General features: G+C 40.6%; 19 protein-coding genes. 8 read left to right on the top strand and 11 right to left on the bottom strand.

Annotated elements, in window-relative coordinates; translation table 11 throughout:
• Nucleotides 1-40 precede the first annotated feature (40 nt).
• Complete coding sequence (locus AC1DUD_RS30125; RefSeq protein ID WP_477381494.1) at nucleotides 41-289, bottom strand: hypothetical protein; 249 nt, start codon at nucleotides 287-289, stop codon at nucleotides 41-43.
• Nucleotides 290-296: 7 nt separating this feature from the next.
• Nucleotides 297-998, bottom strand: coding sequence for a DUF3291 domain-containing protein (locus tag AC1DUD_RS30120; RefSeq protein WP_477381493.1), 702 nt, complete (start codon nucleotides 996-998; stop codon nucleotides 297-299).
• Nucleotides 999-1,072: 74 nt separating this feature from the next.
• Between AC1DUD_RS30120 and AC1DUD_RS30115 the strand changes: the two genes are divergently transcribed.
• Genes AC1DUD_RS30115 through AC1DUD_RS30090 form a run of 6 tightly spaced genes read left to right on the top strand, consistent with a single transcriptional unit; the run spans nucleotide 1,073 to nucleotide 5,879 of the window.
• Nucleotides 1,073-1,549 carry a GAF domain-containing protein gene (locus tag AC1DUD_RS30115; protein ID WP_477381491.1) on the top strand — a complete coding sequence of 159 codons (477 nt, stop codon included), beginning with the start codon at nucleotides 1,073-1,075 and terminating at the stop codon, nucleotides 1,547-1,549.
• A complete protein-coding gene (locus AC1DUD_RS30110; RefSeq protein WP_477381489.1) occupies nucleotides 1,549-2,196 on the top strand; it encodes an alpha/beta hydrolase in 648 nt (215 codons plus the stop codon). The genes AC1DUD_RS30115 and AC1DUD_RS30110 overlap by 1 nt, the downstream gene beginning before the upstream one ends.
• A complete protein-coding gene (locus AC1DUD_RS30105) occupies nucleotides 2,193-2,795 on the top strand; it encodes a DNA-3-methyladenine glycosylase (protein WP_477381487.1) in 603 nt (200 codons plus the stop codon). Before AC1DUD_RS30110 ends, AC1DUD_RS30105 begins: the two co-directional genes overlap by 4 nt.
• A gap of 25 nt (nucleotides 2,796-2,820) precedes the next feature.
• Entirely contained in the window at nucleotides 2,821-4,104 is a 1,284-nt protein-coding gene (gene kynU / locus AC1DUD_RS30100; RefSeq protein ID WP_477381485.1) for a kynureninase, read from the top strand.
• A gap of 12 nt (nucleotides 4,105-4,116) precedes the next feature.
• The gene (locus tag AC1DUD_RS30095; RefSeq protein WP_477381483.1) at nucleotides 4,117-4,971 is read left to right on the top strand and encodes a bestrophin family protein; all 855 of its coding nucleotides are present in this window, start codon (nucleotides 4,117-4,119) and stop codon (nucleotides 4,969-4,971) included.
• 5 nt (nucleotides 4,972-4,976) lie between these two features.
• Nucleotides 4,977-5,879 carry a histone deacetylase family protein gene (locus tag AC1DUD_RS30090; RefSeq protein WP_477381481.1) on the top strand — a complete coding sequence of 301 codons (903 nt, stop codon included), beginning with the start codon at nucleotides 4,977-4,979 and terminating at the stop codon, nucleotides 5,877-5,879.
• Here the strand turns inward: AC1DUD_RS30090 and AC1DUD_RS30085 are convergent.
• Genes AC1DUD_RS30085 through AC1DUD_RS30070 form a run of 4 tightly spaced genes read right to left on the bottom strand, consistent with a single transcriptional unit; the run spans nucleotide 5,876 to nucleotide 8,869 of the window.
• Nucleotides 5,876-7,258, bottom strand: a complete 1,383-nt coding sequence (locus tag AC1DUD_RS30085; protein ID WP_477381479.1) for an MATE family efflux transporter — start codon at nucleotides 7,256-7,258, stop codon at nucleotides 5,876-5,878. The genes AC1DUD_RS30090 and AC1DUD_RS30085 overlap by 4 nt on opposite strands.
• 52 nt (nucleotides 7,259-7,310) lie before the next feature.
• Entirely contained in the window at nucleotides 7,311-7,943 is a 633-nt protein-coding gene (locus AC1DUD_RS30080) for an AlbA family DNA-binding domain-containing protein (protein WP_477381477.1), read from the bottom strand.
• A 17-nt stretch (nucleotides 7,944-7,960) separates the two neighbouring features.
• On the bottom strand, nucleotides 7,961-8,416 hold the full coding sequence (locus AC1DUD_RS30075; RefSeq protein ID WP_477381475.1) for a GNAT family N-acetyltransferase: 456 nt from the start codon (nucleotides 8,414-8,416) through the stop codon (nucleotides 7,961-7,963).
• A gap of 9 nt (nucleotides 8,417-8,425) precedes the next feature.
• The gene (locus AC1DUD_RS30070; protein WP_477381473.1) at nucleotides 8,426-8,869 is read right to left on the bottom strand and encodes a DUF4442 domain-containing protein; all 444 of its coding nucleotides are present in this window, start codon (nucleotides 8,867-8,869) and stop codon (nucleotides 8,426-8,428) included.
• Nucleotides 8,870-9,076: 207 nt separating this feature from the next.
• Between AC1DUD_RS30070 and AC1DUD_RS30065 the strand changes: the two genes are divergently transcribed.
• Nucleotides 9,077-9,271, top strand: a complete 195-nt coding sequence (locus tag AC1DUD_RS30065; RefSeq protein ID WP_477381471.1) for a hypothetical protein — start codon at nucleotides 9,077-9,079, stop codon at nucleotides 9,269-9,271.
• A 75-nt stretch (nucleotides 9,272-9,346) separates the two neighbouring features.
• Here AC1DUD_RS30065 and AC1DUD_RS30060 read toward each other — a convergent pair whose 3' ends face one another.
• The 4 genes from AC1DUD_RS30060 to AC1DUD_RS30045 all read right to left on the bottom strand — a co-directional run bounded on the left by AC1DUD_RS30060 (nucleotide 9,347) and on the right by AC1DUD_RS30045 (nucleotide 13,189).
• Nucleotides 9,347-10,141, bottom strand: coding sequence for an SDR family NAD(P)-dependent oxidoreductase (locus AC1DUD_RS30060; protein WP_477381469.1), 795 nt, complete (start codon nucleotides 10,139-10,141; stop codon nucleotides 9,347-9,349).
• A gap of 114 nt (nucleotides 10,142-10,255) precedes the next feature.
• Nucleotides 10,256-11,059 (bottom strand): phytanoyl-CoA dioxygenase family protein, encoded by an 804-nt coding sequence (locus AC1DUD_RS30055; protein WP_477381467.1) that lies wholly within the window; start codon nucleotides 11,057-11,059, stop codon nucleotides 10,256-10,258.
• A 20-nt stretch (nucleotides 11,060-11,079) separates the two neighbouring features.
• Nucleotides 11,080-12,156 carry a GNAT family N-acetyltransferase gene (locus AC1DUD_RS30050; RefSeq protein ID WP_477381465.1) on the bottom strand — a complete coding sequence of 359 codons (1,077 nt, stop codon included), beginning with the start codon at nucleotides 12,154-12,156 and terminating at the stop codon, nucleotides 11,080-11,082.
• Between the two features lie 172 nt (nucleotides 12,157-12,328).
• A complete protein-coding gene (locus tag AC1DUD_RS30045; protein WP_477381463.1) occupies nucleotides 12,329-13,189 on the bottom strand; it encodes a glycosyltransferase family 2 protein in 861 nt (286 codons plus the stop codon).
• An 851-nt stretch (nucleotides 13,190-14,040) separates the two neighbouring features.
• Here AC1DUD_RS30045 and AC1DUD_RS30040 point away from each other — a divergent pair.
• The gene (locus AC1DUD_RS30040; protein ID WP_477381460.1) at nucleotides 14,041-15,258 is read left to right on the top strand and encodes an epoxide hydrolase family protein; all 1,218 of its coding nucleotides are present in this window, start codon (nucleotides 14,041-14,043) and stop codon (nucleotides 15,256-15,258) included.
• A 282-nt stretch (nucleotides 15,259-15,540) separates the two neighbouring features.
• On the opposite strand, the gene AC1DUD_RS30035 is transcribed toward AC1DUD_RS30040, so the two are convergent.
• Entirely contained in the window at nucleotides 15,541-16,800 is a 1,260-nt protein-coding gene (locus AC1DUD_RS30035) for a tetratricopeptide repeat protein (protein ID WP_477381458.1), read from the bottom strand.

Genomic DNA, 16,800 nt, shown 5'->3' with positions numbered 1-16,800 from the left:
TTTATAAGTGCCTAATTGTTAGTTACTTGCATTGATTAGCTTAATAGTTATATCTGAAATATGCATCCTTGTAATCAGCACGCATATCATTGAACCGGACTGTTATTTTCTTCAAAAATTCTTCGTCAAGTAATTCGAAAACACTGTTAACGCCATCGGTTAAATCCATCTCGGGGATCTTGTAACTTTGCTCAAGGGAGCCCTGCTCTATCTTCACAATAAATTTATTGTTCATATTCAGGATAGAGATCTTGAAATCGGGGTGCGGGAGTTCTGCAATAATTCTCATGTCTTTTTTATTTATCCAGTAATCCGTTTAATGGGTCTTTTCCATGGATGGTGCCGAAGCTGGCAATCGGTTTAAACCGTGCGAATAACTCTTCACTATACCAGCCTTCGCTTCTTGTCTTTTTTATTACTTCGGTATGTTCGGGGCTTTTATAGGCGAAAGCTTTTACATGATCCATGCTTTCCCAAACAGAAAATGTAGCCTGCCGGTATACCGGCGCTTCGCCAACGCCAAATGAATTTATATACCCGGGAGCGGATGTCATCATATTTGCAACGGTATCTACATTAGCCCAGAAATTCTTTAACCTGCTAACTTTAATAGTTGCGCGTGTAAGTACCGCAACCGGGCCGCTATTATCGCTTACGGCCGGCTTGCCAAAAGGTTCTTTTCCATCCCAGCTTCCATGGCTTTGCAGCGGCTGACAAAGTATAGTACAGCTTTCAGTGCCTAATAGCTTCCACCAGGAAGACACAAACGAATGGTTGTAGAATGTATCAAAATCATCGCGGCTATCCCAGCAGGCCAATAAGCCCCATTGCTGCCAGTCGGGTTCAAGATCAAAGGTTCCGTTTTTTCCCGAGCCCAGAAGCTTGTAAAAGCTGCATCCTTTTTGCGTTAACAAGGGGAGGCGATGAATAGCCATAGCCAATAGGGCAAAAGGAATAAACAGTTTGCGGTAGCGGATTATAGTGAGGCTAACGATCATGCAGATGCTAAATAAAAGATTAAATATGATATTTGTCTTATTTACTTTCAACACTACATCCTTACTTTTGTAACATGGCAGAGGATTTAACAATTACCGCATCAACCGATAAAACCGAACAGTATACCACGCTTATCCCACAAATTGAGGCTTTGCTTTATGGCGAGCCTGATCTGGTGGCCAACATGGCCAATGTTGCGGCTGCTTTAAAAGAGCAGTTTAAATGGTTTTGGGTGGGCTTTTACCTGGTTAAAGAAAACGAGTTGGTGTTAGGGCCATTTCAAGGTCCCGTAGCATGTACCCGCATTGGCTTGGGGAAAGGTGTTTGCGGCGCAGCATGGCAGCAGGCTAAAACATTGGTTGTACCCGATGTTGAGGCATTTCCAGGGCACATTGCCTGTAGTTCACTTTCGCGCTCGGAGATCGTAGTGCCGATATTTAAAGGCGATAAAGTAGTGGCGGTACTTGATGTGGATAGTGAATTGCTGGATCAGTTCAACGAAACCGATGCGCAGTATCTTGGGCAAATTGTAAAGCTTGTTAATTTTTAATGAGCAGGATCTATCTGATCGCAGGTCTCGGCGCCGACACCCGTGTCTACAATAATATCAACCTTAATGAACATGAGGTAATTACTGTTGATTGGGTTGAACCTGACTTAAACGACACTTTACCTGATTATGCACAAAGGCTTATTTATCAATATAATATCAAGCCTAATTCTGTGCTTGTCGGCAATTCTTTAGGTGGCATCATTGCTGTTGAAATGGCAAAGTTTATACCGGTAGAAAAGGTTATCCTGATCTCCAGTATTAAAACCAGCGATGAGGCGCCAGGGTATTTTAAGCTTTTCCGCACGCTGCCTGTTTACAAAATAATTCCGGGTAAAATATTTAATTCAATGGGTTTCATGGTTAAACCTTTGTTTGGTCATATGAGCAAGGAGGATGCATGGTTATTCAGCGATATGCTCAAAAAGTCATCGCCGGTATTTATTAAATGGGCCATGTACGCCATTTTACATTGGAAGAACGAAACTATCCCACCAAATCTCTATCATGTCATCGGCGATAAAGACCTGGTATTTGATTATAAAAGAATAAAAGGCGCTACCATTGTTAAGGGTGGTACGCATATCATGATCTTTGATAAGGCAAAAGAGATTAATAAATTATTGAAGGGAATCCTAAAAAAATGAAGCTACCCGAAAGTTATTACCTGGGCAACGATGTGGTGAGCATCAGTAAAGATCTGTTAGGTAAGTATTTATTTACCTGTATTGATGATGTAATTACCGGCGGATATATTGTTGAAACAGAGGCTTATAATGGTGTCATAGATAAAGCGTCGCATGCTTTCGGTAATCGAATTACACCCCGGACTAAAACCATGTTCATGCAAGGCGGTATTGCTTACGTTTATCTCTGTTATGGCATTCATGAAATGTTTAATATCGTTACCTCAAGCGAAGGGCATCCGCAGGCAATCCTTATCCGGGCCATTGAGCCTACTGATGGTATAGAAGCTATGCAGGCGCGCCGCAATATGCTGGCGCTTAAACCAAATATTACGGCGGGTCCCGGTTCGGTAGCCAAAGCTTTAGGGATTTCGCGCAATATCAATGCTTTTAGTCTGCAAAGTGATACTATATGGCTTGAAGATCGTGGTTTAACTTTTTCTGATGAGCAAATAAAAGCGGGCCCAAGGATAGGGGTAGCGTATGCTGCCGAAGATGCCTTGTTGCCTTATCGTTTCTATGTAAAAGGCAATATTTACGTAAGCAAGCCCAATAAATAAGGTTCCTATTTTGTAATATTGGCGTATGAACTATCAAAACGATCTGGCATTTGCCCGGCAACAGGATGAGCAGGATCCGCTTAAGGATTTCAGAAGCCGCTTCTTAATCCCAACGCACAACGGTGAAGATGCAGTTTACCTTTGCGGTAATTCGCTCGGCTTGCAACCTGTATCGGCGCAACAATATCTTGCCGATCAATTAGACGCGTGGAAAAACCTTGCCGTTGAAGGTTGGTTTCAGGGAGACGACCCCTGGCTTGACTATCATAAATCAATTACCGGCTCAATTGCCCGCATTGTTGGCGCACAGGAAAATGAAGTTACTGTAATGAACTCACTTACAGTAAATCTTCATTTATTGATGGTAAGTTTCTATAAACCAAATGATAAGCGTTTTAAAATTATCATGGAAGGAGGGGCTTTCCCTTCGGATCAATATGCTATGGAAAGCCAGGTAATGTTCCATGGTCTTGATCCAAAAGATGCGATAATTGAGATTTTTCCGCGGGAGGGTGAGGTTACATTACGGACTGAAGATATCATCCGCACTATCGATCAACATAAAAATGAGCTGGCTTTAGTGTTGTTTGGTGGGATCAATTATTATACGGGACAATTCTTCGATCTTAAAGCGATAACCGATGCGGCTCATGCAGCAGGGGCTTATGCCGGTTTTGATCTGGCGCATGCTGCAGGCAATGTCCCTTTGCAGCTGCACAATTGGGGTGCAGACTTCGCATGCTGGTGCTCGTACAAGTATATGAACTCCGGGCCTGGCGGGATAAGTGGCATTTTTGTACACGAAAAGCATTTTACAGACAAGGAGATGAACAGGTTTGCCGGCTGGTGGGGCTACCGCCGGGATAAGCAATTTCTGATGGCTCCGGGCTTTGATCCTGAAGTTGGGGCGGCTGGCTGGCAGGTTAGCACGAGTCCAATATTGCTTCTCGCTTTATTTAAAGCCTCTATGGTGATTTTTGATGATGCAGGCGGGTTAAATATCCTTCGGGGAAAAAGCGTTCGTTTAACGAGCTATTTGGAGTTTTTAATTCAAGAGATCAATCATGAGCAAGGCCAGGAGGTTTACAGGATCATTACTCCGGCAGATCCGGCTACCCGCGGCTGCCAGCTTTCGGTAGTTTGCAATCGAAATGCACGGGCGATTTTTAACTATCTGGCACAAAACGGCGTTATTGGCGACTGGCGCGAACCCGATGTGATCCGTTTGAGTCCTGTGCCACTTTACAATACCTTTGAAGATGTTTACAAGACAGCTGGTTTGATGGCGGATGCATTAAAAGCTGTTTAAATTTAAAGAGATATGGTTTATTACAATCCCAAAGAATGGTTTTCATTCATTTTTAAAATAAACAAGGCCGAAACATTGCGTGAACTATTTCCGCTTATGATCGCGGTAGGCGCGTATGCCGGTGTTGTTACTTATTTCCTGATCGATTTTTGGCAGTTGCCCGATACCAGCATACTAAAAAAGGTGATTTACATTCATCAGACAATAGGTTTTGTATTCTCCTTATTGCTGGCATTTCGTATTAACTCGGCTTATGACCGCTGGTGGGAAGGGCGTAAGATCTGGGGGAGTTTAGTTAATAATAGCCGTAACCTCGCCATCAAGCTAAAGCATCTCATTAGTGAAGATGATCTTGCCTTTTTCAATTATGCAATCCCGCGTTACGCACGGACATTGCGTGATCATTTGCGTGACGAATACGTTCCCGAAGAACAGCCGTTTATCAGCATTGATGCCCTGAAGCATGTGCCCAACCAGGTTGCTTCTGAAATGATCAAAAATATTTACCGGTTAAACAAAGAAGGCATAATTAACCCGGAGCAATTGTTTAGCATAACTGCCGAAATTACTTCTTTTACAGATATTTGTGGTGCTTGCGAGCGTATCAAGAAAACACCTATCCCGTTTTCGTACAATGTATTTATCAAGAAGTTTATCTTCACCTATATCATGACCCTGCCGTTCACCTGGGCTTTTGACCTGAAGTATTTTATTATTCCGGTGATCTGTTTTGTGCTTTTTGTTTTTGCGAGTATTGAGCTATTGGCCGAAGAAATTGAGGATCCATTTGGCCGTGATGCTAATGATTTACCATTGGATAGCATTTGTGAGAATATCCAGAGACATGTAGGGGAGTTGATAGGATAGAAGCTATGCTTAAGATAGCTTACGATCCGATATACGCCCATCCGCTGCCCGAAGGTCACCGCTTTCCGATGCTGAAGTACGAACTGATCCCCGCACAGCTATTGCATGAAGGCGTGATAGGCAAGGACAACTTGTTTTCTCCTGATCTGCTGGCAGAAGATATCATCATTAGTACTCATGATGAAAATTACTGGCATCAGCTCCGCGATCTCACATTGCCTCCAAAAGAACAACGTCGTACGGGCTTTCCTTTATCCGCCCGGTTGGTGGAGCGGGAAATAATGATTGCAAAAGGTACAATTGATGGTTGCAGGTATGCTTTCGAAAGTGGAGTTGCTTTCAATGTAGCTGGAGGGACTCATCACGCAGGCAGTAATTGGGGTGAAGGTTTTTGTCTGTTGAATGATCAGGCAATAGCTGCTAATTATTTATTGGATAACGAGTTAGCTAAATCTATTTTAATAGTTGATTTAGATGTGCACCAGGGCAATGGCACTGCCCAGATCTTTGAAAACGAGCCAAGGGTATTCACTTTCTCTATGCATGGAGCCAATAATTTCCCTTACAGAAAGGAGCGCTCTGATTTGGATATTCCTTTGCAGGACGGCGTAGGCGATGATGAGTTCCTTGACATTCTTAAAACAACGCTGCCGCGATTAATCGAACAACAGAAACCTGATTTCATCTTTTACCTTTCGGGGGTGGATATTTTAGCTACTGATAAATTGGGTAAGCTCTCATTAAGCAAAGAAGCCTGCAAAGCCCGCGATCAATTTGTTTTTGAACAATGCAATAAACAAAGCGTACCAGTACAGGTAAGTATGGGAGGCGGTTATTCGCCACAAATAAAAGATATTGTTGAGGCACATTGCAATACCTTTAAAGTGGCTATCGACCTTTATTTTTAATCTTTGACTATTATCGGTATTGCCGGTTTGATCTTGTGACTTTTACTAAGCACATTGAAACGTGCAAATAATAGTACCGACGCTACACCCAATCCTAACACAAGGCCATACCAAACCCCGTAAACACCAAGGTTTAAGTTAATACCGAGCAGGTAACCAACAGGTAAACCAATTACCCAGTAGGCCAGAAAAGTGATCACGGTTGGGATATTTACATCGCCCATTCCCCTTAACACCCCAAGCCCAACAACTTGTGCTCCATCAAATAACTGGAAGAATGCTGCAATGATAAGTAGCTGTGATGCAATTGTTATTACAGCTTCATCAGAAGTAATTATCCATGGTAAAAGATGTCTACCTAACGCAAATATGACAGCGGTAAAACTCATGAACAGCAATACGATATGGTAATTGGAAATAGCTGCAAGCCTTAAATTGCGGTGATCACTTACGCCGAAATAGTTACCTGATTTAATGGCTGCAGCCGCACCAATACCGCTTGCCATCATATACGTCATGGAAGCCATGGTTATAGTTACCTGGTGTGCTGCCTGTGCAACCACGCCAATAGTACCCACAAGTAAGGCAGCTCCACCAAAGGCACTGATCTCGAAAGTATATTGCATGGCAACCGGCGCGCCAATTTTCATGATCTGAATACCGCGCAGCCTGTCGATATTTTTAATGGCAAAATCTGTTAAATAGGTTTTAAAATTCTTCGACCGGAAAACATAGATCCCCATCACGGTAGCCATCAAACATCGATCGATAAGGGTACTATAACCCACACCTCTGATGCCCATTGGTTGTATGCCGAACAAACCTTTAACAAAAATTATCCCCAATAAAATATTGATCAAATTACCCCAGATAGATATCATCATGGCTTGCTTGGTAAAGCCCAGGCCTTCGGCAAACTGCTTAAACGTATTGAAGATAAGTAAGGGGATCAGTGACAGGCTAAGCAGGAATAAATAAGGCTTAGCTTCTTTCACCACCTCGGGCGATTGGTCAAGATGGCCAATAAGCAACATGGTGCCGAAGTAAATCCCGCAAAACAGGATAATGCCGCTCAGGATATTCAGGAATAAGCTATTGGAAAGTAACAGCCCGCATTCTTTATGATTTTTCCGGCCATTATTTTGAGCAATGAGCGGTGTTAAACCATAAGAGATGCCCATACCAATAACCAGCGGAACCATAAAAAGGCTGTTTACTGTTGATACCGCGGCCAAAGAAACAGTGCCTGCAAAATGGCCCACAATGATGGTATCAGACATTTGTACAGCCGTATGCCCAACGTTTGAGATAATTACCGGGATAGCCAGTTTAAGGCTTTCAAGATAATAAGGTTTGTATTTTTGGTAAACGGCTCTCATAATTACTCAGGCAACAGGAGCGCAAAAGTAACCATTTGGGCACACACAAAAGTCAGCAGGCTGTATAATATTCTTCCTTTTCGGTAGTGTTGATCTTGATGATTCCTGACAATATCAGGTCGACCAGTACGTTTTGAGCACGACGACGACCAACTTTAAGCAGTTCGCTGCATTCTTTTATGGTAATGCGGCCTGCCTTTTCAAGATGGCCAAGCAATGTTCTTTCATTGTCAGAATACTCAATTAAAACACCCTGATCATTTGATGAGCGTTTTAAAACTTCCAGTACAATTTTGCTGGCCAATACACTTTTATCTTTCACACGCACATAAGCCCACCATTTACCATCTTCGGCAAGGGCATAATGTGGCTTTAGTTCGCTTGCAGGGGTGTCAACAACCAATACTAATTTATCATCAAAATATACCTCTTCAAAAGTAGGTTCAAGGGCAGGGCGCGAAAAAAGATGTGCCGCTTTGGTAATCATATAACGTTCCTCGTCGTCAGATTTTACACCTTTTATCGTGCCATCATCAGTAACGCCAATAAGTAATTTACCGCCTTTGTTGTTGGCAAACGACACCATTGTGCGGGCTATCTTTTCGCAGCTTGTTATCGTTTTTTTAAAGTCGACTGTTACGCTTTCACCCTCAAAAATTAGCTTCTTAACGTTTGTTCTGCTCATAGCCTGTTCATTAATTATTAGGGCTTAATATATGGTGTAAAGATCTCCATCCATGTTTCCGGGCGGGAAATAGGCGAAAAACCAAACTGGCTGTACAAGTTGTGAGCGTCTTTAGTAGCTAACGACCATCTCCTTAAACCTTTCAGATCGGGATGTTTAACAATGGTTTGTACCAGCCATTTAGAAAGCCCCCTGCCACGATGAGCAGGCAAAACAAATACATCGCAGATATAGGCAAACGTTGCATTATCGCTAACTACACGTGCAAAGCCTGCCTGTTCGTTGTTTAAATAAATACCAAAACACATGGAGTTTTCAATGGCCCTGGCTAATTTTTGCCTTGGGATACCTTTTGCCCAGTACGATTCATTATTAAGGTAATCATAAATAACATCAACATTAAGCAGGTTTTTATCGGTTGAGATCATGAAGCCTTTTTTCTCAAAAGCTTCGTCATTCATAATTACAGTCATCAGTATAAGTTATATAGTAGTATCAATAAAGTTTAAGTTGCGTACATAAACCTCAATCATGACGGATACGCATATTTCGCCATCTTTATTGTAAATGTCAATAGGGAAGAAGCGAATAAATTTACCGGTAGTATTTAAAATGAGCTCCGCGTCGGCTATATCGCTATCCGTCAGCTCAATATTAAAAAATAAATTTGTTGCCGCAGGCTTGGTATATTTTACACTTGCTGATTTTGACCAAACCGTCAATTTATAGCCTTTGTGGCTAAATATTTGATAAAAGAGCAGGGGATAAAACGGGTCGGCAGCCGAAAATAGTGTGCCGCCAAAAATTGAATTGTTGTAATTTTTGTTAAGGAAACTTTTCCTGATCCTCACTTTAACGCCACGGTATCCTTTGCTGAACTTAACTACCCAGATCCGCTGGAAAAGGAGAGGGGGGTAGAAGCGCATTACCCACTTTAATAATCCTTCGGATATAACCATAGCGCTTAAATATCGGAAAAAATTAAATAATGAGCCGTAAATGTGGATCAAATTGACCGATGTTTAAAAATAAAAAGATGATAAATCCCAAATTGCAGGTAAACAATAAGTCCAAAGTTTGGTTTATCATATGGTTCAAACATAAATTGATAATTTAATCAAAAGCAAATAACTATGAAAAAGCAATTTTTAAGTTTCGCACTTGTCGCGGCAATGATCGGCKCTATTGCGGCCAGCTGCAGTTCAGAAAAAAAAGCAGGCGATGGGTCTGATACCACAAAAATGGATTCAACAAGTCAAAGCGCACCTGCCGCTACAGACACGACTAAAACCGATACCACCAAAAAAGATACTACAAAACATTTGTAGTTTAAATAGCATAAAAAAATCCCGGCCGGGTATTTCACCTGACCGGGATTTTTTTATGCTATTTTTCTTAAAACTTCAGAATGCCGTTTTTATAACACCGCCATCGGCCCTTAAAGTTGCGCCGTTGGTTGCTGCCGATAAGGGGCTTGCAACATAAGTAACCAGGTTGGCAATTTCATCTGTAGTTATAAAGCGTTTTATTAATGACGTGCCACGCACATTGGTGAAAAACTCCTTTTCTACTTCCGAATTGCTTAAGCCCTGATCTTTTGCTAAAGCGTCTATAAAATCGCCCACACCTTCAGATAAAGTAGGCCCGGGTAAAACGGTATTAACAGTAACACCAGTATTTTTGGTGAGTTCGGCTAAACCACGAGCCACAGCAATCTGGGCGGTTTTGGTCGTTCCGTAATGGATCATTTCTTCGGGGATCTGATAGGCCGATTCGCTGGAGATAAAAATAATACGGCCCCAGTTTTTACTGATCATTTTGTTGAAATAAGCCCTTGACAATCGCACCCCGCTTAATACGTTGACTTCAAAAAATCTCAACCAATCAGCGTCGCTAATCTCGGCAAATGGTTTCGRCTCAAAAATGCCAACATTGTTTACGAGGATATTAACCTCAGGCAATTGAGTTATTAAAGCTTCAACTTGTTGAATATTTGAAAAATCGGCGGCAATACCTTTGATTTTATTATTACCGGTTTCGGTAATCAACTTTTTTACAACTTCATCAACTTTAGTTTGGTTACGCCCATTTACATATACTGCAGTGCCTTCACCAGCCAATGATTTCGCAATAGCATAACCAATGCCGGCTGTTGATCCCGTTACAAGTGCTGTTTTATCATTAAGTTTAAGATCCATGATTTTATTTTTAGCTTATAACACAAGTGTAACACTGTTGTTAGCTATCAGCTGATTTTAAAATCAAAGATTAAACAATACTGACAATTGAAGCGGAGTTTAAGTGATTTGAATTTAACCCTGACCTGGTTGGTACATTCTTTTTTCGACGGGTTGATAGTATTCATTCAGATTTTCCGGCACACGGGATTTATAGCCCAATATTTGCCTCAAGTCATCACTCAACCCTTCGCCAAATTCATATCCTAAAAATCTTGGGTAATCAAGTTGCTGTTTAAAGAATGGTTTCGTAAAAGCCATGGTTAGTGTCCGCCTTGTTGCATCGGTATAGTTTTTACCGGCGGCATGCCATAAATTGGAGTCGAACAAAATGATGCTGCCTTTTTTGGTATTGGCACGGTCAGCGTTTTTATAAAAGGAATCACTTTCCGGCTTGTCATCGCTTTTATGAGAGCCGGATAAAAAATAAGTTGATCCGTTTTCAGAAGTAAAATCATCTAATACGATCATCATCTGGATCATCATTTTGAAATCTCCGGTGAAACTTCTTATATCCCGATGTATGTTCTGAACATATGGTTTTTCATCTCTTAAGTTGATAACARCCCCCAATGAGTTTATAATATAATTTCCTTTTAAAAAATGATTGATCTGATCTGCGCAGTATTTTCGTTCAAGAAACTTTAATGAAAATCTTTCACGTTCAACCAGGTGGTGCAGCGTACCGTTCATATTGTCGCCTATGCCATTTGCGATTTGAATTTTGCGTCTTACGTCATATGCAGGTACCAATGAGTCTCTTATTTCGTCAACGAAGGCATCATCCAGGGCATCTTCATATACGATCCATCCGTATTCATCCATCACCTGGTCAAATACTACAAGATCGGCATCGGAATATTTAAATTTATTTTTCATTGTTGTAATTAGTTAAGGTTTTAAATTGTGGTGGTTTCTGGTTCTGAGTCAGCTGTTTGTGTTTTTATTTTTGGATGACGATATAGGGGGAAGAATGGGATTTCCTGGTTGATTTCTATGCCTGATCTTGAAACCAGATCGTTGTAAGTAGGTTCATCGTTGATATAGCACCATATCCGATCTTTTACCTGCAGGTTTGAGAATAGCTTTTTGAAATTGAAAAGAGAATCTTCTTTTCCACCCACGCCGCCGCCAAGGTGGAAAATCTTTTTTCCCATTCTCCTCCCAATCATACTTATTTCGTCTGTCATCAATTTACTTGGAGAAATATTCAGGTAGTCAGGTGAAGTTGCCGAAAGGTGATTCCGGACAATAGCATCTGATAACAAAATAAGCGCTCCGCACATGAGGTTAGCTCCATCGTAAATTAAAATGAGTTTGTTTTTCATGTACTCTTCATTAAGAAGATTGATGAAGTACTGAACATCAAAATAATAATTGGATGATGCATTCAGCCGGTCCATGTTTCTATAATACATTTTGGCAAAATCTTCAATTTCCTGAGCCGTATCAGCTTCTTTAATAACAAAGCCCATTTTGCGCAGACTTCTTATCTGGCGACCAAGCCTTTTATCGTACCTGTCCCGTTGTTCTTCCTCAGATATCGAAAGGTCAACGTACAATGTTGTCCCGTTGTCCTTGATACCGCCAATGTTTTCTAACAGATGATATTGATCAAGGAACGGGTGCAATCTTGAAAAGATGCAAATTGACGATTCCTCTTTCATGAAGTTTGTAAACGCGGCTTTAAATTGTTCAATAGTTAAGGCAGATAAATTTGTAAAAGGAACATTGGATAGAGGGCCTGCATAACCATACACACAGGTCATATCGAAATATTCAGAACTTTCAATTTTCCTTTTGATCACCGGTAGCGCTATGAATAATTTTTCTTCTTCGTAGATAAATAAAAGTGGCTCTCCCTCAGTATTTAAAGAATGATAATACCAGGTGTGAAAACCCTCGTGTATATATGAACGACTAATATATTCGTCCCAATCTTTTCTATTACGTATGGTGAAACTTCGGTGATTCATAAGTGGATTTTTAATTGTTGTATAATGTTATTAATTGAATGCCCGGGGGGAGGGCACAGGGTACAGGTCAGTCAATAATATTCGACGGATTATGATTAAAAAAGGAAAAAAACTATCCGGGCACTATGGCTGGGGGCAAGTGATAGTATCAGGAAGATAGGGGAGACCTTATTTAAAGCAGGTATTTTACAGTATCAAAAGCTTTGCGCAAGCGAAACCTGCCTAACTCAAATAGTATATATCTCCTAAGATATAGTAACAAGAGCATTTTTTTTTGCATGCCACGATAATGAAAACGCCTGATGATCAGGTTGAAATCACTAATAACCATTTCCATGCGGGCCTCATTCCGTATCATGCTCCATATGCCTCCAGCATGATTACGGTAACAACTCATGACCTCGGGCATCACATATATTTTACGACCGGTATTAAATGTCGCGAAAAGTTTAAAAAATTTATCAGCTGCATAGCAGCTCGTATACCATTGTTTTTGAAATAATTCATGTACTTCGGGAATATTATGATAAACAACAGTAGCAGTTTTAGTTTCTACCTGCCGGCCTACTAAAAGGTCATGATAACTATATTCCAACGGCACCGGATTGGGCTCCAGATTTAGCGTATTATTGTTGATGTCAATTACCCGGGTGTAATGACAGCAAATAATATATTCAGGATTGTTTTCCAAAAAGTCGACCTGTTTTTGCAGCTTTTGCGGACTTGTCCAAAAGTCGTCTCCATCGCAAAGTGCAATGTATTTTCCTTCGCATGCGCCTAAAGTGTTAATTGTATTCAGATGTGCGCCACGATTTTTTTCGGGGTAAATTATCTTGATTATATCCGGGTGTTTTTCTTTGTATGATCTTAGTATTTCCGTTGTGCCGTCGGTTGAGCAATCGTCTCCAATAACAATTTCATATCTAAAATTGGTTTCCTGCATCAGGAAGCTTTCGATAGTTTGGCTGATGAAATCTTTATGGTTATAAGTAGTACAGCAAACACTAACCATTAAGTTCTGATCTGTTATCATAAAAAAAGTAAAATTTATTTGCGGATTTGTTATAAACGGAATTTTCTTTATTTGTTTGGTATTTCATAAAGAGATGAAAAACCAGGAATGCATTGATCACTGCACAATGCTTCGCCATATGACTCACATTTTCCTGTTTAATCGAAAAGCTTATTGTATAAATAGCTTTAATTTTAATTGGGTTTCGATTAAAAAAATCAATGACGACGAGTCGGCTAATACAGTAACTTTTGCTATGTCAAATATATTTAATTAGTATCCATTAATATCCTATGGCACTTTATTGGCTCTGAAATTGTAAACTACGTTTCATTTAGTTTACACACGTGTGAATGGCTGTAAATATTAGGTGTATACCCGTGCAATTCATTACAACGGATTATTCCAAGCGAAGTGACAGGTCTTTTTGTGTAATTGATCTAAATTACTCTGTTTTTTTGAGGAGGGTTAATTGTTAATAAAATAAATTATTTCCATAAAAGTCATCCTTGCTTTTTACGAAATTTCTCCTGACATTTATAAAAGAATTCTACCTGTCTTTTATAACACCATACATATCTACCTTACTTTTCTATTTACACTGCTAAAGTGCTTTTCTGATTAAAAGTTCGGCTTGAAAGCTGACTCCTAAAGAATATCGCTCAACTACGAATAACTTATTCTATACCTGTTGTTTAACTTGAATGCTGTCTTGACTGCAAGAATAAAGTAAGCCGTCTGCGCCTTAGTTTCTAGATGATCGCTTGGAGTTGCCCCAGCCGATACAATACGTTATTTGCCCAATCCATCTTTTCATTTAACCTGAAATCGCCAAGTGAATTAATTTAATAGAAATCATAAAAATCAAAACCATGGAAACTATCGAAAGCACTATTGCTCCTGCAATAGGATCTGAAGAGGAGATTCGCCCTTTTGAATTAGGCAGCGTTCCTCAAGCTGAACTTGATGACCTGCGGCGCCGAATTTTAGCAACGAGGTGGCCGGAAAAAGAAACCGTCTCCGATCAAACACAGGGCGTGCCACTTGCGACAATGAAGGCACTTGCACACTACTGGGCGACCGAATATGACTGGCGTAAAATGGAAACAAAATTGAATGCATTGTCTCACTTTTTAACAGAGATCGACGGCCTTGACATCCACTTCATTCATATTCGTTCAAAACATGAAAACGCCTTACCGCTCATTATAACCCATGGTTGGCCAGGCTCAATTATTGAACAGTTGAAGCTCGTTGGCCCGCTCACAGATCCCACTTCACACGGAGGAACAGCGGAGGATGCTTTTCATGTAGTAATCCCATCTATCCCTGGCAACGGGTATTCGGGTAAACCTACTACTACTGGCTGGGGCCCGTCCCGAATTGCTTATGCATGGGTAACACTTATGAAGCGCCTTGGATATCAAAAGTTCCTGGCTCAAGGAGGAGATTGGGGGGGCCTTATTACCGATATTATGGCATTTCAGTCACCTGGCAATTTATTGGGTATGGCCACAAATTTCCCTTGCGTGGTTCCCGTCGAAATTAACAACGCCGCTTTTGCCGGCGCGCCGGCACCAGATAGTCTTTCTGCTGAAGAAAAACAAGCTTATGATCAATTGTCTTTTTCATATAAACACGTCGCTTATGCCCTCATAATGGGTTCACGCCCTCAAACGTTACTCGCGACCGCAGATTCGCCTGTTGGTCTTGCCGCTATGTTTCTTGATCACGATCAGCCAAGTTTGTCGCTGATATCACGTGTATTCGCGGGGGTGCCCGAAGGACTGACCCGCGACGATGTTTTGGATAACATCACACTGTGTTGGTTAACGAATACAGCTGTTTCCGGATACCGTCTGTATTGGGAAAACAAACACGCTTTTGTTGCTCCATTGGGTGTGAAAATTCCGGTTGTCGTAAGTGCTTTTCCTGAGGAATTATTTCAGGCTCCCCGAAGTTGGGCCGCGCAAGCATATCCTAATATGATTTATTATAAGAAACATACCAAAGGAGGTCACTTCGCTGCCTGGGAGCAACCAGAGCTTCTCGTGAATGACATTCGCGAAGGTTTTAGTTCGCTCCGTTAATTAAGTTTAAAAAATGCAACCAGGAAACGAGATTGGAAAAAAGTCTCAGGATTTCGAATCTCGTTTCCTGAATATCTCAGGATTTCATTTTGCTAACTAAGTCGCGATAGTGATCAATCTATTTAAATAGCCGATGATGCTCAAGGCGGTTGATTAATGGCTATTTAAATAAGTTAAAAACTCGTTTTAAATTATTCTCATAATTAACATTATGTTAAATAGTTCTTTTTAAAGAAAGGCCTTTTTCAAGGCCCTCTTTTCTTTTTCTATCTGCCCTATTTATTAGTTAGCAGGCAACGCATCAATCTGAGCTTTTATTTTTGTAGCGTTTGCATCATCTTTAACACCTAAATAATAGGTTCTTAAATTTTGCAACGCATCAATTGATTTTGGCTGAAGTTCGACAGCTTTTACCAAATATGGTTTTGCTTGTTCAAATTGAGCTTTAGCTTTGGCTATGGCTGCATCATATTCCTTTTGTTTATTAGCAGGTAGTTTATTCGCAGCATTGTAAGCATCAATGGCAGGGTTTAAAATCACATATCCGTAGTTTAAATTAGCTTCAAAATAGTTAGGATCAATTTCTAAAGCTTTTTTATACATCTCTCCTGCTTTAACATAAGCGTCAGCTTTTGAAGTTTGTAATTTTGCTTTGGCCGCAGCATCTTTAGTTGTTGCTATTTCTTTAACGTAAGTATCAGCAGTTTGAGAATATGTTAAACCTGCATAGTAGTACAGTGTTTTGTTTTTGGGGTCAGCAGTTAAAGCAGCCTGGATTTTGTCCAACACTTCTTTTTCTTTGCCGGTTTGCAGGCTTATTTCTATTTCACGTTTACGCAAATCGCTAACGGTAGGATATTTTGAAACACCTTCAGCAACTGTTTTTAACGCGTTGGCAGTATCTTTACTTGCAAGGTATAATGAGGAAAGATCCAGATAAACACCGGCATTTTTTGAGTATTTAGTAGTTACCAGCTTGCTGTAGTTTGAAATTGCAGCAGGATAGTTTTTTGCGTTGGCAGCRGCTAAACCAGTGTAGTAAATAGCATTGGTATCTTCAGGTAAGATAGTGCGGTAATAGTCAAATGAGCGATAAGCAAGGTCATATTTAGCACCTGAATATTCCTTTACCCCTTTTGTTAATTGATATTGAGCAAGATTAAGGTAAGCGTCATCAATCATTTTTTTGCTTTCGCCTTTTGTATCAAGTTCTTTGGCTTTTTTTAATGCCTCATCGGCTGTGGTGAATAATGGTAACGATGTTGTTGCCACAGTATCCTGAAGTGCCAAAGCAGAATAAATAGAACCTTTTAAAGCAAAAGTGAGCGGTAGCACTGCTGTTTTTTCGTTAATAGCGGCTTTATCGATTGATTCTTTTGCAGTAGTAAGACTTTTGCCTGCCATAGAAGCCATTGCCGGTTGTCCCCTTAGGCCCGAATATTTTTCATATTCTTCTTTTGCCGTATTTAACTCACCTTTTTGTGCAAAAGCTGTTGCTGAAACCAAGCCTAACAGGCCCGCCATCAAAATTTTGATTTTCAT

This window comes from Mucilaginibacter sp. P4_A11 (genome assembly GCF_056402535.1).
This window is presented reverse-complemented; position numbering and strand designations above follow the sequence as displayed.